The organism is Actinomycetospora endophytica (assembly GCF_021026375.1).
Classification (GTDB): domain Bacteria; phylum Actinomycetota; class Actinomycetes; order Mycobacteriales; family Pseudonocardiaceae; genus Actinomycetospora; species Actinomycetospora endophytica.
Map to the genome: position 1 here is coordinate 1,563,015 of NZ_JAJNDB010000001.1, position 14,193 is coordinate 1,577,207.

Here is a 14,193-nt window from a genome sequence, read left to right on the forward strand (position 1 = left end):
GCATCGCGTTCATGCCGCTCTCAGATCACGGTCCGGTGAACGGTTCCGCTCCTAGCGTTCCGCCTCGCGTTCCCCCCAGGCGTCGTCCGCGCTCCCCCTGGACGGGCATCAGAGCCCGCTCCGCCGGCCGACGTCGCTCGTGCCCCGGACCGCGCTCCCCACGGCCCGGGACCGAAGAGAAGGTCAGGAGGTCGTTCGCCCATGCCCCGACGTGGACGACATCGCACGCGGCTCCCGCTCCGGCTCCTCGCGGCCGTCGCAGCCCTGCTCGTCGGCGGCACCGCCGTCGTGCTGGGCGGCACGGCGCTGGCGAAGGGCTCGGACGGCGGGAACATCATCTCGTCGCTCACCGGCAGCTCCAAGTCCGACGGTGGATCGTCGGACGACAAGAGCGACGGCAACGGTGGAGGTGGCAAGGACTCCGGGTCGTCGGACTCGAAGGACTCGTCGGACTCCAAGGACTCCTCCGGCAAGGACTCCTCCGGCAAGGATTCGTCCGACGGCAAGGACGACTCCTCCGGCGACTCGAAGGACTCGTCCGACAAGAGCGGTCAGGACGACCAGAACAAGGACGACCAGAACAAGGACGACCAGAACAAGGACGGCGAGAGTCAGGACGACAAGAACAAGAGCGATCAGGGCAAGGACGACAGCAAGAACGACGCCAACGGCGACAACAAGAACGACGAGTTCCCCGGCCGGGACAAGATTTCCCCGGCCAGTGGCGACGACTTCGTGGACATCAACGACGTGAGCCCCGACGGGGGCAACCGCGGCAACGGCGGCGTGTTCTCCGCCGGCAGCGCCGCGGTGAACTGCGGCGTGAGTGACCACAACAACTCGGACAACTTCATCGCCGCGCCGGGCAAGCGCAACGGCGCCCAGCACGTCCACGACTACGTGGGCAACACCTCGACCAACGCGAACTCGAGCGACGGTTCGCTCGACGCCGCGGACACCTCGTGCGCCAACGGCGACAAGAGCACCTTCTACTGGCCGGTGCTGCGCGACATCAAGGGCCAGGGCCCGGACGTCGGCCAGGACGGCGGCAGCAAGGACGGCAACGTCGGCAGCATCCTCAAGCCGACCTCGGTCCAGATCAGCTACCGCGGCCACGGCGACGACCAGGTCCAGGCGATGCCCAAGAACCTGAAGATCATCACGGGCAACGCCAAGGCCAAGGTGCAGGACGGCAAGAACGCCAACTCCAAGTACACCTGCACCGGGTTCACCGACCGGGTCACCGACAAGTACCCGATCTGCCCGGCCGGCTCGAAGCTGCAGCGCATCATCGACTTCCCCAGCTGCTGGGACGGGCAGAACCTGGACTCGAAGGACCACATCTCGCACACGGCCTTCCCGGACGAGAAGGGCAACTGCCAGGACGGCTTCGAGCCGATCCCGGCGCTGCACGAGGTGCTGACCTACAACCAGCCGGCGGGGAAGAACTTCTCCATCGACTCGTTCCCGGACAACCAGCACGACCCCACGACCGACCACGGGGACTTCGAGAACGTCGCGACCGAGGCGCAGAACCAGGCCGTTGCGAACTGCATCAACAAGAACCAGAACTGCACCAACGTCACCGGCTGACCGAGAACCGAAAGGAGGCGTGAGATGCAGGCCGACTACCTCGCTCTCGAGGTCGAGGACTACAGTTCCCGTCCCCAGGTCGACTCCCAGGAGCCGACCCGGGAGAAGAACGGAGTGTCGATCCCGGCCCTCATCATGTTGACCGCGTTCTTCGCGGGATTCGTGACGCTGGCCGTGGCTCTCGGTCAGATCGCCGGAGCATGTTGACCTGAGCGGCTGAGGCAGCGCCCGCGTCACACCCCCTCGCGCCCCACCACCGGGAGCCCGAGAGACGGGCTGAGAGGGGACCTGGCCGCGGGACGCGGCGGTGGTCCCGACCGTTCGAACCTGATCCGGGTCATGCCGGCGCAGGGAAACGGAGGCGCAGCATGCCCCTGTCCACGCCCTCGACGTCGCCGACGTCCACGGCCGACCGGGGGAGGAGGGCCGACGAGGTCGCCCCCACCCTCGACGGGCCGGTGCCCCGCTCGCTCGGCCTGCTCGACCAGGGCGCGTTCTGGGCGAACCTCGGGGTCAGCCTGCTCGGCTTCGCCGGGGTCCTGGCCGTCCTGCAGCCCGCCGGTGCGCCGCCCCTGACGATCGGCGCCGCGGTCGTCGCGACCGTCGTCGGCACCGTGATCGGCAGCGCGATGGTGGGGCTGTCCGCGATACCCGGCGCGCGGACCGGTGCGCCCGCGATGGTCGTACTGCGAGGTCTCTTCGGCGGAGTCCTCTCATGGATCCCCTCGGTGCTCAACGTCGTCCAGCTCGTCGGCTGGGGGACCTTCGAGCTCGTCGTCATCGCGCAGGCCGGGGTGGTGGCGCTCGGCGGACCGACCTGGGCGTGGGTGCTCGGCGCCGGGATCGTGACGACGCTGCTCACGCTGCGTCCGCTCGGGATGCTGCGGCTGCTGCGCCGCGTCGTGACGATCCTGGTCGCGATCTCGGTCGCGTACCTCGCGTGGTGGCTGTTCACCCGGCCCGCGGCGGTGGACCTCGGGCAGGCCGGCTCCTGGTCCGGGTTCTGGGCGGGCACCGACGCCGCGATCGCGGTGGCCGTCTCGTGGATCCCGGTCGCGTCGGACTACTCGCGGCACTCCAAGCGGGTGTCGACGGCGTTCACCGCGGCGACCGTCGGGTACGCGATCACCCAGATTCTCTGCTTCGTCGTCGGGCTGGCGGCGCTCTCGCTGGTCGGCGGGAACGGCGACGACGTGTTCACGCCGATGCTCGCCGCGCCGTTCGGGCTGGCCGCGCTGCTGATCCTCACCCTGCGCGAGACCGACCAGTCGTTCGCGAACGTCTACTCGACCGCGGTCTCGGCGCAGAACCTCTGGCCGCGCGCGGACCGGCGCGTGCTGTGCCTGGTGATCGGCGCCCTGGTCACGGTGCTCGCGCTCGGGGTGACGATCAACGACTACTCGAGCTTCCTCGCCGTCATCGGCTCGGTGTTCGTGCCGCTGCTCGGGGTCGGCGTCGGGGACGCGCTGGTGCGACGGCGAGACCGGGATCTGTCCCGGTGGGCCCCGTCCCGGCCGTTGATGGTCGTCGCCTGGCTGATCGGGCTCGTCGCGTACCAGCTGGTCAACCCCGGCGGGGCGCCCGGCTGGTCGGACATGTGGACCGCGGCCCGGGAGGCGATCGGGTTCAGCCCGCCGTCGTGGCTGTCGGCCTCGCTGCTCTCCTTCGTCGTCGCCGGCCTGGTGGGTGCGGCCCTCGCCCGGGTCGAGCGCCGTGCTTCGACACCCGCCGTGGCGGCTACTCCGGGGGGACAGGCCGACGAGGGAGGCACCACCGAACGATGAAGATGCGGACACTGGGCCGGACCGGCATCAAGGTCAGCCCGTACTGCCTGGGCGCCATGATGTTCGGCGCCTGGGGCAACACCGACCACGACGACTCGATCCGGATCATCCACAAGGCGCTCGACTCCGGGATCAACTTCGTCGACACCGCGGACGTCTACGCGCAGGGCGAGTCCGAGGAGATCGTCGGGAAGGCGTTGAAGGGTCGTCGCGACGACGTCGTGCTGGCCACCAAGGTCCACGGCGGCATGGGCGACGACCCGAACCGGGCCGGGAACTCCCGGCGCTGGATCGTCACGGAGGTCGAGAACTCGCTGCGCCGACTGCAGACCGATCACCTGGACCTCTACCAGATCCACCGCCCGGACAACTCGGTCGACGTCGAGGAGACCCTCTCGGCGCTGTCCGACCTGATCCGCAGCGGCAAGGTCCGCGCGGTCGGGTCGTCGACGTTCCCGGCGTCGGAGATCGTCGAGGCGCAGTGGGTCGCCGAGCGCCGGGGTCTCGAGCGCTTCCGGACCGAGCAGCCGCCGTACTCGATCGTCAACCGGGGCATCGAGCGCGAGGTGCTGCCGGTCTGCGAGCGCCACGGGATGGGCACGCTCGTCTGGAGCCCGCTCGCGATGGGACTGCTCACCGGCCGCTACCGCAAGGGCCAGGAGACCGACAGCGCCCGCATGAAGTTCGCGCCGGGACGCCTCACCCACGAGCGCAAGCTCGACGTCGTCGAGGAGCTGCTCCCGCTGGCCGAGAAGGCCGGGGTCTCGCTGACCCACCTGGCGATGGCGTTCGCGGTGGCGCACCCGGGCGTCACGAGCGCGATCGTCGGACCGCGCACCATGGAGCACCTCGACGACCTGCTCGCCGGGGCCGAGGTGACCCTCGACGACGAGATCCTCGACCGCATCGACGAGATCGTCCCGCCGGGCACCGACGTGGACCCGGGCGACGTCTCGTACGCCCCGCCGGCCATCGAGCAGGCGTCGCTGCGTCGCCGTCCCGCCGCGGAGCGCTCCGCCGCCTGACGGCCGGGACCCTCACCCGGTTCCGAGCGAAGGGCACCTTCGGTCAGCTCTATCGATCGACGGTGCCCTTCGCTCAGATGGGCGGGCGCGCGGGGATTCCGGCGAGGGGCGCCCCCGGTCGGCTCCATCGAGCGACGGTGCCCTTCGCTCGAAACGGCCCGAGAACGCGACTTTTCCGGCACTCCACCCTCATCGCCACGCGCGGACACGGTCCTTCGACCGTGGTGTGACCTGGCCCTGGTAGAAAAAGCCCAGTATTCGGCGAGGGGATCGGTCGTGAGCTACCCGCAGCGTTCCTGGGACGACGGCGATGTCGAGGTCGTTTCCAAACGCCTCTGGGCCGGTGGCGTCGCGACCGCGCTCGTCGCGGCGGGCATCGCCTTCGTCGGCGTCCTGATCATCAACAGCATCTTCGAGGTCGGGATCCAGGCCGCGGGCCGCAGCGGCGCCCTGGTCGACAACGCCTCGACCGTCATCCCGATCGCCGCCGGGATCGCCGCCCTGGCGAGCACCGCGCTGCTCCACCTGCTGCTGATGACCACCCCGCGCCCCGCGTCGTTCTTCTCGGCGATCGCGGTGCTCGTCATCGTCGTGCTGATCCTGCAGGTCTTCCTGGCGGACGGCTCGATCTCGGCGCACATCGCGACCGGAATCCTCTACGCCGCGATCGGCATCGCGATCGTGTCGATGCTCTCCGGGGTCTCGGCGACCTCGGTGCGGCCGGCGACCCACGGCGGCTGGGGCGGCCGGGAGTACGACGGCCGGTACGACGCCGGCTACGGCACGCACGACCCGCAGCCGCAGTACCCGCCGCAGAACTACTACGGCGATCAGCGCACGCAGCGTTACGACCCCCGCGGTCAGCGTGACCAGTGGCGGTGAACCGCCCGACGTGGTGACCACGTCGTGTGATCACCACCCGACTCCGGGGCGCCGATTCAAGAGATCGTGATGCTTTTCGCTGTCGGGCCCCGGTTCCTTGACCGGTCACGACCGCCTTGGTGACGATCAGCCGTCCTGATCCTGCGGACCCGTCGATGACGCCTGTCCGCGTGCCGGCCCACCGTAAGATGGGTCCGAAGGGGTGGTCGCCATGACGCAGACGGTCAACGGACACGGAACCGTCACGACGTCCGGATCGGGACCGCGCGGCGGCGACGACCGGCTGGGCAGCGGGGTCTACGACGGTCCCCGCGCGCTGGCCGAGGCCCGCCGCGCCCTGCGGGTGGCGCTGCCGGAGCCGAGCAGCAAGTACACCCAGGACGACGAGTGGTGCGTCGTCCAGCAGCCCGACGGCGCGTGGAGCGAGTTCCGGTTCCACGACTACGACCGCATCTTCGACGTCCCCGGGCTCTACGAGAAGATCTTCTACGACGTCCTCGGCTGCGACTCGCCGCGCTTCATGGTCGGGCTGCTGGCCGACGCGCTGGCCGACGCCCGCATCGAGGCCGCCGACGTGCGGGTCCTCGATCTCGGCGCCGGCAACGGGATCATGGCCGAGGAGCTCGCCGCCGTCGGGGTGGCGCACAACGTCGGGGTCGACATCCTCCCCGAGGCGAGGACGGCCGCGGAGCGTGACCGCCCCGGGCTGTACACCGACTACCTGGTCACCGACCTCACCGCGCTCGACGCCGAGGGGTCGCGGCGCCTGGCCGGCCACGAGCTCAACGCCCTGACCGTCGTCGCCGCGCTCGGCTTCGGCGACATCCCGCCGGAGGCGTTCCGGACGGCGTACGACCACGTCGCCGAGGGCGGCTGGGTCGTGCTGACGATCAAGGACGCCTTCCTCGCCGCGGACGACACCTCGGGCTTCGCCCGCATGATCGCCGACGGCATGGCGTCCGGGACCCTCGAGGTGGTGCGTCGCGAGCGCTTCCGCCACCGCCTGGCCACCGACGCGACCCCGCTGGTCTACGAGGGGATCGTCGCCCGCAAGCGCGGCCCGCTCGCCTGACGGCGGGTCGCGGCTCTTGGGCGCCCCCGGCGTCGACGGCGTGGGATCCGGCCCGCGCCCCGTCCCTTCGGTTGTTTCCTCATCCGGGTGACCGGGCACACACTTGACCGGACGACGGGTCCCGGAGGCACTCCCCGGCCCGGGGCGCGGGACCTGCCGACAGGAGCGCACGCATGGCCGTCAGCACCGATCACGCGAACCGTCACGAGCCGCGGCTGCCCGCGGCGCGGACCCCGGACGTGGCCCGCGCCGTCGAGACGTTCGTGCCGGACGCGGTACTCGCCCGCACCGACCCGGCCCTGTTCGGCCGGACCGCACTGCAGCTGGCCCAGGGCTGGGCCACGCATCCCGGCGAGGTGGGTCGCGCGGCGTCGACGCTCGCGGCCGTGTCCGCCCGGATCGGTGCGGCGACGGCGGGCCGGGCGCTGCGCGGGCTGGCCGGCGGGGACATCACCGGCGGTGACGACGCGGCCCCGATGCCGATCACCAAGGACGGCCGGTTCAAGGACACGACCTGGACCGAGAACCCGGGCTACTGGGCGCTGCGCCAGGAGTACCTGGCACTCGTGTCCTTCTTCGAGGACCTCGTCGGCGCCGCCGGCCTCGACCCGGACTCCGACGAGCGCGCCCGGATGCTCATGGGCCTCGTCGGGAGCGTGGTGTCGCCCACCAACGTCCTGCCGGGCAATCCCGCCGCCCTCAAGCGGGCGTTCGAGACCGGCGGCGCCAGCGTCGTCGGGGGGCTGCGGAACCTGCTCGACGACCTGGCGACCAACAACGGCAAGCCCCGCCAGGTCGACGCGAGCAAGCTGCGGGTGGGCCAGGAGCTCGCGGCCACCCCGGGCAAGGTCGTCTACCGCAACCGGCTCATGGAGCTGGTGCAGTTCGACGCGCAGACCGACGAGGTCCACGAGATCCCGCTGCTGTGCAGCCCGCCGTGGATCAACAAGTACTACGTCATGGACCTCGCGCCCGAGCGCAGCCTCGTCGAGTGGGCGGTGCAGCACGGCCACACCGTGTTCATGATCAGCTACCGCGACCCGGACTCGTCGATGGCGTCGACGACGTTCGAGGACTACCTGGAGCTCGGTCCGGCCGCCGCCCTCGACGTCGTCACCGGGATCACCGGGTCCGACAAGGTCAACGTCATGGGCCTCTGCCTCGGCGGGCTGATGGCCGCCCTGCTGACCACGCGCTGCGCGGTGCGCGGCGACGACCGGATCAACAGCCTGACCCTGCTCAACACCATGCTCGACTACTCCGAGGTCGGACCGGTCTCGTCGTTCGTCAGCCCGGAGATCGTCGAGCGGCTCGAGCAGTCGATGAAGCAGACCGGCTACCTGCCGGCGGAGTCGATGGCCACGACGTTCGACCTGCTACGTGCCAACGACCTGATCTTCAACTACATCGGCCCGAACTGGCTGGAGGGCAAGGCGCCGCCCGCGTTCGACATCCTCGCCTGGAACTCGGACTCGACGCGCATGCCGGCGGCGATGCACGCGTCCTACCTGCGGCACTTCTACCTCGACAACGAGCTCTCCCGCGGCGTGCTGGAGCTCGACGGGGACCTGCTCTCGCTGAAGTCCGCCCAGGCCGACACGTTCATCGTGGCCGCCGAGAACGACCACATCGCGCCGTGGCGGACCTCGTTCACCTCCACCGAGCTGCTGGGCGGAGACGTGACGTTCGTGCTCTCGACGGCGGGTCACATCGCCGGGGTGGTGAACCCGCCGAGCCCGAAGGCCAAGCACTGGGTGGGCACCGTCGGCGCGAGCGGGCCGGACGCACCCGGTCCGGACGCCTGGCGCTCCCGCTCCACCGAGGTCAAGGGCTCCTGGTGGGACACCTGGGCCGAGTGGATCGGCGAGCGTGCCGGCGGAATGCGCACGCCGCCGGTGACCGGCAGCGACGAGCACCCCGTCCTCGGCGACGCCCCGGGGGACTACGTCCGCGGGACGGCCTGAGGAGCCGGGGGAGCCGCTGTCACGGTGTGTCGCCGCCATGACGTTCGCGCGGCCGGGGTGTGACACATCTTGACCGGACCCGACCGGAACGCGCACGGTGTTGCGCAGAGCGCGATGACGCTGCCTCTGTCGCAACACTCGTCGCGGTCGTCGTTGCCCGCCGCCACGCGATCGGTGACGCCCATGGAGCCCCTTCCCGCCCGCCCCGTGCGCTGCGCGTCCACGGCCCTGCGCCGCCTGGTGGACGACGCCGTCGGGTCGGTCTACGACGCGCCGTTCCTGCGTCTCGACCTGCTGCTCGCGGGTCGTCGGGCGCGCTGCGGCTGCGACGACTGCACGGCGCAGGTGCGCCGGACCGTGACGGAGATCGTCGCCTCGCTGCCGGCGCCCTGACCCTCCGCCGGGTGGGCGCGGACGCTCCTGCTCGGTATCCTGAGCGGGCGATCGGCCGGTCGAGCACGCCCGGCCGACCCGACCGCGCCCCGCACCTCACCGTCGGGGCGCCCCAGGAGGAGCCGATGACGTCAGCCTCGAACGGCCACCGGAACACCGTCACCGACCAGGTGACCGACGTGATGTCCCGGGGGCAGCAGGCGATGACCGACGCCGCCACCGGGATGGCCCAGCTGTGGGGCGCCGCGCTCCACGGGGCCGACGACGCCGCACGCCGCACGTCGGGGTCGATCCCGGCCTATCCGTCGGCGGGCGAGATGGTCGACCGCGCGGTCGACACCGGCATCGCGGTCCTCGAGATGCAGCGCTCGGTCGCCCACCAGGTGCTCGACGCGCTGCGGCTGCGCTGAGCGAGCACGCCGGGCCGGAGGCCGAGGACACGGCGCCGCCCCGGGGGATGAACGGCGTCTGGGATGCCCAGCGCCGCGCCCTCGGGTCGTTCATCCGTGACCAGCGACGCCTCGCCCGGCTCTCGCTGCGGCAGCTCTCGGCGCTGTCGCACATCTCCAACCCGTACCTCAGCCAGGTCGAGCGCGGGCTGCACGTGCCCTCGGTGCGTGTGCTCTCGGCGATCGCCGACGCGCTCGACCTCTCGGCCGAGACCCTCCTCGAGCAGGCGGGCCTCGTCCGGGAGCAGGCCGGCCCGCGACCCGGGCCGGGATCGCGCGGGGAGACCGGCGACGACCGTGCGGTGGAACGCGCCGTCCGGGCCGACCGCCGGCTCTCCCAGGCGCAGAAGGAGGCCCTGATCGCCGTGTACCGGAGCTACGTGGAGTCCGCGTCCCCACCCGAGCACGCCCCCGACCTGGGGACCCGCCGGTGACCGCCACCGCTCCCCGTCCGGCGACCGACTCCCCGGAGGAGGGGATCGAGCGCACCCTCACCGTCGCCGGGCGACGCATCCGGGTGGCGATCCGTCCCGGTACCGACCCGGCGGTGCGGCCGCTGGTGCTGGTCAACGGGATCGGGGCGAGCCTCGAGCTCTTCGAACCCCTCGTCGACGCGCTCGACCCGCGCCGCGAGGTGGTGCGCTTCGACGTCCCCGGGATCGGCGGCTCCCAGGGGTCGGCGGTGCCGCTGCCGATGGCGGCGCTGTCCGCCCTGCTCGCCGACCTGCTCGACCAGCTCGACGACCTCACCGGCGTCGGCCATCGCGTCGTCGACCTCCTCGGGCTGTCCTGGGGCGGCGGGATCGCGCAGCAGTTCGCGCTGCAGTACCCGCGCCGCACCGGCCGGCTGGTCCTCGCGAGCACCGGGACCGGCGTGATGATGGTCCCGGCCCGCATCGGGGTGCTCGCCCGGATGCTGACCCCGCGGCGCTACAACGACCCGACCTACCGGCGCCGGGCCGGGCGCGAGATCTACGTCGGGGAGGACCCGGACACCGTCGACGCGCTGTTCGCCCGCGTCCGGCCGGTGCGCGCGACGGCCTACCTGCACCAGCTGTTCGCCCTCACGACGTGGACCAGCCTGCCGGTGCTGCCGTTGATCACGGCCCCGACGCTGGTGCTCGCCGGCCGTCGCGACCCGGTCATCCCGGTGGTGAACGCCCACGTCATGGCCGGCCTGCTGCGACACGCCACGGTGCACCTCCACGACGGCGGGCACCTCGGACTGCTGACCAGGCCCGACGCGCTCGGGCGGGTCGTCGAGGACTTCCTGGATCCGATTCCGCGCCGCGCGCCCTAGAGTGGGTCGGCGTGAGTGCGAAGACGGTCACCGGCGTGGACGGCCGCGAGTGGCTGGTGAGCATGAAGATCATGTGGAGCGACCGCTCCGAGGGCTTCGAGCACGAGAAGGAGGGCGGCCGTCGGGCCGTCATCGGCATCATTGTGGTGCTGGGGCTGCTCTGGTTCGCCCTCATCGCGTGGAAGTTCCAGGTCGCGGCCGTGAGCGTGCCCTGGTGGGTGGTGGCGATCCTGCTCGCCGTCGCGGGGTTCTTCCCGGTCCGCTGGGCGCTGCGCCGCCCCCGCCGGCTCATGGTGGAGGGCGGGCGCTGGCCCGAGGACGACCAGGGCTTCGGTGAGGCCTGGAGCGGTTACATCCGCGGGCGCGCCGACGCCCGGGCCGAGTTCCGGCAGGCCGTCCGCACGCTGCAGAAGCGGGGCACCCCGGCGCGGGCGAACAGCCCGCTGCAACCGCAGTAGTCACAGGAGGAGCCGTGCCGGAGCTGCCCGAGGTGGAGGCGCTCGCCGAGCACCTGCGCACGCACGCGCTCGCCCGTCCGGTGGCGCGGGTCGATCTCGCGAGCATGACCGCGCTCAAGACCTTCGACCCGCCGCTGTCCGCGCTGACCGGACGGCTGGTCACCGGGGCGGGGCGGTTCGGGAAGTTCCTGGACGTGCAGCTCGACGGTCTCCACGTCGTCGTGCACCTCTCCCGCGCGGGCTGGCTGCGCTGGCATGAGCAGGCCTCGACGACCCCGCCGAAGCCGGGCAAGGGCCCGCTGGAGATGCGGGTGCACCTGGACGCGGTCGGCGGCCCCGGGTTCGACCTCACCGAGGCGGGCACGCAGAAACGCCTCGCGGTGTACGTGGTCACGGACCCGGCCACCGTCCCGGGCATCGCCTCGCTCGGCCCGGACGCCCTGACCCTCTCCCGCGAGGCGCTCGCGGGGCTGCTGCGCGGCGCGTCGTCGCGGCTCAAGACGCTCCTCACCGACCAGCGGGTGCTCGCCGGCATCGGCAACGCCTACTCCGACGAAATCCTCCACGTCGCCCGGCTCTCGCCGTTCGCGATGTCGAACAAGCTCGACGACGAGGCGATCGACCGGCTGCACGCCGCGATGATCTCGGTGCTCACCGACGCCGTCGACCGCGCCGTCGGACAGGACGCCGCCCTGCTCAAGGGCGAGAAGCGTTCCGGGATGCGGGTGCACGCCCGCACGGGGCTGCCGTGCCCGGTGTGCGGCGACGTGGTCCGGGAGGTCTCCTACGCCGAGCGGTCCTTCCAGTACTGCGCCACCTGCCAGACCGGGGGGAAGCCGCTCGCCGACCGTCGGCTGTCGCGGCTCGTGAAGTGACGACGCCGGTGCGGGCCGTGATGTATACCGCCGGACGGAGGAGACGGGGCCTACCTCCCCGTGTGCCGCGTTGCTCTGGGGCGGCACGCTGGCGGACGATGTCCTGATGCCCGGCTGGTTGACCGACCCGACGCTCTACGTCGCGCTCGTCGTGGTCGTCGTCCTCGCCGCGGCGGGCCTGTTGATCTACCGGCGGTTGCGGCGCAGGCACGCGTTCGCCTCACCGCTGGAGCGGGCCACCTTCTCGACACTGCACACGGTCTCGCTGGCCGCGCCGGCGCTGCGCGAAGGGCTCTCGGAGTCCTCGGCGCAGTTCGCGGTGCCCTACCTGCGCACCCTGCTCGACACCGAGGCCCTGTCGATGACGGCGGCCGACTGCGTGCCGCTGGCCTGGGACGGCAACGCCGAGCACCACAACCTCGACGTGCGCTTCTACGCCGAGAAGGTCATGAAGACCGGCCGCCAGCAGATGGCCAGCCGCAAGGACATCGAGTGCGGGTCGGACCGCTGCGGCGTCAAGGGCATCGTCGTGGTGCCTCTCGAGGTGGACGGCAACGTCGTCGGGACCCTCGCGGCGGTCAGCGCCGAGACCCCCGGACCGGTCCTGCTGCGGGCCTCCGCCGAGGTCGCCCGCTACATCTCCAGCCAGCTCGAGCTCGCCGACCTCGACGACTCCCGCGACCGGCTCAACCGCGCGGAGGTCCGGGCGCTGCGGGCCCAGATCTCGCCGCACTTCATCTACAACGCGCTCAACACCGTCGCCTCCTTCATCCGCACCGACCCGGAACGCGCCCGCGAGCTGCTCATGGAGTTCGCGGACTTCACCCGCTACTCCTTCCGGCAGGCCGGCGAGTACACGACGCTCGCCGAGGAGCTCAAGAACATCGACCGCTACCTCATGCTCGAGCGCGCGCGGTTCGGCAACCGGCTCGCGGTGAAGGTGCAGGTCGCCCCCGAGGTGCTCTCGGTGGTGCTGCCCTTCCTCGCGCTGCAGCCGCTGGTGGAGAACGCGGTGCGCCACGGGCTCGCGGGCAAGGTCGAGGGCGGCACCGTCACCCTCACCGCGGAGGACTCGGCGAGCGAGTGCCTGATCACCGTCGAGGACAACGGCGTCGGCATGGACCCGCAGGCGCTGCGCGAGGACAACCGCGACGCGCACCTGTCCGGGGCCCACGTCGGGCTCGGCAACGTCGACGACCGGATGCGCTCGGCGTTCGGGCCGGACTACGGCCTCGTCGTCGAGACCGAGCGGGGCGCGGGCACGAAGATCAGCCTGCGGGTGCCGAAGTTCCGGGCCGGGGTGCGGGTCTGACACGCGGGTGTCTCACTCCCGTCCCCGGCGCGTCGTCCGGAGCCGATAGCCTCGTGGTGTGGACCTGAAGCTGCCCTCGGCCCTCAAGCTCCCGCCCGCCGTCTCGTCGGTGCTGCCCGGCGTGCTCGCGTCGAAGGTCGGCGGCGGCACGGTGAGCGTGGTGCGCCTCAACGGCATCATCGCGTCGGCCTCCGGCCCGGTGCCCCGCTCCGTGATCAATCTGCAGGCCGTGGAGTCGGCGCTGGTGCGGGCCTTCGAGGCCGAGAACGCGGTCGCGGTCGCCCTGGTGATCAACTCGCCCGGGGGCTCGCCGACCCAGTCGCAGCTCGTCGCCGACCGCATCCGCGGCCTCGCCGCGGAGCACGAGCTCCCGGTGCTGGCGTTCTGCGAGGACGTCGCGGCCTCCGGCGGCTACTGGCTCGCCTGTGCGGCCGACGAGATCTTCGCGTGCCCGACGTCGCTGGTCGGCTCGATCGGCGTCGTGTCCGGCGGGTTCGGGCTCACCGGCCTGATCGAGCGCTTCGGCATCGAGCGCCGCCTGCACACCGCCGGGGCCAACAAGGCCCGGCTCGACCCGTTCCAGCCCGAGAAGCCCGAGGACGTCGAGTGGCTGCTCGGCATGCAGGGCGAGCTGCACGAGCTGTTCATCGAGTGGGTGCGCTCCCGGCGCGAGGGTCTCGACGAGTCGGCGGACCTCTTCACCGGCGAGGTCTGGACCGGGCGGCGCGCGCTGGAGCTCGGGCTGATCGACGGGATCGGCAGCCCGCACGAGATCCTCTCGCAGCGCTACCCCGACGCCGAGCCGGTCGGCGTCGAGCCCCGCAAGCCGCTGCTCGCCCGGCTGGGCGTCGGTGTCCTCGGCGGGGTGCCGGGGCTGGGCGCGTCGTCGCTCGACCCTGCGGCCGCGGTCGTCGGCGCGCTCGAGTTCCTGGAGCAGCGCGCGCACTGGAGCCGGTTCGGTCTCTGATTGCCCGCTGATCCGCCACTGATCCGCCACTGATTCCGTACGAACGGCACGTTGGTCACCTTCATGGGTGACGAAAGTGCCGTTCGTGGTTTCGGGGGGAGGACGGGGCGGGCGGCGCG

At 71.7% G+C, this 14,193-nt stretch carries 15 protein-coding genes; all 15 read left to right on the top strand.

Annotated elements, in window-relative coordinates:
* Window positions 1–201: 201 nt before the first annotated feature.
* The 15 genes from LQ327_RS07600 to LQ327_RS07670 all read left to right on the top strand — a co-directional run bounded on the left by LQ327_RS07600 (window position 202) and on the right by LQ327_RS07670 (window position 14,074).
* Window positions 202–1,593 (top strand): DUF1996 domain-containing protein, encoded by a 1,392-nt coding sequence (locus LQ327_RS07600; protein ID WP_230731096.1) that lies wholly within the window; start codon window positions 202–204, stop codon window positions 1,591–1,593.
* 24 nt (window positions 1,594–1,617) lie between these two features.
* Window positions 1,618–1,800 carry a hypothetical protein gene (locus LQ327_RS07605; protein ID WP_230731098.1) on the top strand — a complete coding sequence of 61 codons (183 nt, stop codon included), beginning with the start codon at window positions 1,618–1,620 and terminating at the stop codon, window positions 1,798–1,800.
* A gap of 161 nt (window positions 1,801–1,961) precedes the next feature.
* Complete coding sequence (locus LQ327_RS07610; protein ID WP_230731108.1) at window positions 1,962–3,377, top strand: purine-cytosine permease family protein; 1,416 nt, start codon at window positions 1,962–1,964, stop codon at window positions 3,375–3,377.
* Window positions 3,374–4,402, top strand: a complete 1,029-nt coding sequence (locus LQ327_RS07615; RefSeq protein WP_230731110.1) for an aldo/keto reductase — start codon at window positions 3,374–3,376, stop codon at window positions 4,400–4,402. Before LQ327_RS07610 ends, LQ327_RS07615 begins: the two co-directional genes overlap by 4 nt.
* A 276-nt stretch (window positions 4,403–4,678) precedes the next feature.
* The gene (locus tag LQ327_RS07620) at window positions 4,679–5,284 is read left to right on the top strand and encodes a hypothetical protein (RefSeq protein WP_230731112.1); all 606 of its coding nucleotides are present in this window, start codon (window positions 4,679–4,681) and stop codon (window positions 5,282–5,284) included.
* A gap of 211 nt (window positions 5,285–5,495) precedes the next feature.
* Window positions 5,496–6,356 (top strand): class I SAM-dependent DNA methyltransferase, encoded by an 861-nt coding sequence (locus tag LQ327_RS07625; RefSeq protein ID WP_230731114.1) that lies wholly within the window; start codon window positions 5,496–5,498, stop codon window positions 6,354–6,356.
* Window positions 6,357–6,529: 173 nt separating this feature from the next.
* The gene (locus LQ327_RS07630) at window positions 6,530–8,320 is read left to right on the top strand and encodes a PHA/PHB synthase family protein (protein WP_230731121.1); all 1,791 of its coding nucleotides are present in this window, start codon (window positions 6,530–6,532) and stop codon (window positions 8,318–8,320) included.
* Window positions 8,321–8,503: 183 nt separating this feature from the next.
* Window positions 8,504–8,713 (top strand): hypothetical protein, encoded by a 210-nt coding sequence (locus LQ327_RS07635; protein WP_230731130.1) that lies wholly within the window; start codon window positions 8,504–8,506, stop codon window positions 8,711–8,713.
* Window positions 8,714–8,838: 125 nt separating this feature from the next.
* On the top strand, window positions 8,839–9,123 hold the full coding sequence (locus tag LQ327_RS07640) for a hypothetical protein (protein WP_230731132.1): 285 nt from the start codon (window positions 8,839–8,841) through the stop codon (window positions 9,121–9,123).
* A 47-nt stretch (window positions 9,124–9,170) separates the two neighbouring features.
* On the top strand, window positions 9,171–9,596 hold the full coding sequence (locus LQ327_RS07645; RefSeq protein WP_230731134.1) for a helix-turn-helix domain-containing protein: 426 nt from the start codon (window positions 9,171–9,173) through the stop codon (window positions 9,594–9,596).
* Window positions 9,593–10,462, top strand: a complete 870-nt coding sequence (locus LQ327_RS07650) for an alpha/beta fold hydrolase (RefSeq protein ID WP_230731136.1) — start codon at window positions 9,593–9,595, stop codon at window positions 10,460–10,462. Before LQ327_RS07645 ends, LQ327_RS07650 begins: the two co-directional genes overlap by 4 nt.
* Before the next feature lie 11 nt (window positions 10,463–10,473).
* Complete coding sequence (locus LQ327_RS07655; RefSeq protein WP_230731138.1) at window positions 10,474–10,920, top strand: hypothetical protein; 447 nt, start codon at window positions 10,474–10,476, stop codon at window positions 10,918–10,920.
* Between the two features lie 14 nt (window positions 10,921–10,934).
* Window positions 10,935–11,795 carry an Fpg/Nei family DNA glycosylase gene (locus LQ327_RS07660; protein ID WP_230731140.1) on the top strand — a complete coding sequence of 287 codons (861 nt, stop codon included), beginning with the start codon at window positions 10,935–10,937 and terminating at the stop codon, window positions 11,793–11,795.
* Between the two features lie 106 nt (window positions 11,796–11,901).
* Window positions 11,902–13,107 carry a sensor histidine kinase gene (locus LQ327_RS07665; protein WP_230731141.1) on the top strand — a complete coding sequence of 402 codons (1,206 nt, stop codon included), beginning with the start codon at window positions 11,902–11,904 and terminating at the stop codon, window positions 13,105–13,107.
* A gap of 109 nt (window positions 13,108–13,216) precedes the next feature.
* Window positions 13,217–14,074 carry a S49 family peptidase gene (locus LQ327_RS07670; protein WP_230733165.1) on the top strand — a complete coding sequence of 286 codons (858 nt, stop codon included), beginning with the start codon at window positions 13,217–13,219 and terminating at the stop codon, window positions 14,072–14,074.
* The last annotated feature ends 119 nt before the right edge of the window (window positions 14,075–14,193 follow it).

Bases quoted from the DNA above. Each gene is read 5' to 3' on its own strand.
- LQ327_RS07600 (WP_230731096.1), top strand. From the start codon at position 202: ATGCCCCGACGTGGACGACATCGCACGCGGCTCCCGCTCCGGCTCCTC.
- LQ327_RS07605 (WP_230731098.1), top strand. From the start codon at position 1,618: ATGCAGGCCGACTACCTCGCTCTCGAGGTCGAGGACTACAGTTCCCGT.
- LQ327_RS07610 (WP_230731108.1), top strand. From the start codon at position 1,962: ATGCCCCTGTCCACGCCCTCGACGTCGCCGACGTCCACGGCCGACCGG.
- LQ327_RS07615 (WP_230731110.1), top strand. From the start codon at position 3,374: ATGAAGATGCGGACACTGGGCCGGACCGGCATCAAGGTCAGCCCGTAC.
- LQ327_RS07625 (WP_230731114.1), top strand. From the start codon at position 5,496: ATGACGCAGACGGTCAACGGACACGGAACCGTCACGACGTCCGGATCG.
- LQ327_RS07630 (WP_230731121.1), top strand. From the start codon at position 6,530: ATGGCCGTCAGCACCGATCACGCGAACCGTCACGAGCCGCGGCTGCCC.
- LQ327_RS07635 (WP_230731130.1), top strand. From the start codon at position 8,504: ATGGAGCCCCTTCCCGCCCGCCCCGTGCGCTGCGCGTCCACGGCCCTG.
- LQ327_RS07640 (WP_230731132.1), top strand. From the start codon at position 8,839: ATGACGTCAGCCTCGAACGGCCACCGGAACACCGTCACCGACCAGGTG.
- LQ327_RS07645 (WP_230731134.1), top strand. From the start codon at position 9,171: ATGAACGGCGTCTGGGATGCCCAGCGCCGCGCCCTCGGGTCGTTCATC.
- LQ327_RS07665 (WP_230731141.1), top strand. From the start codon at position 11,902: ATGCCCGGCTGGTTGACCGACCCGACGCTCTACGTCGCGCTCGTCGTG.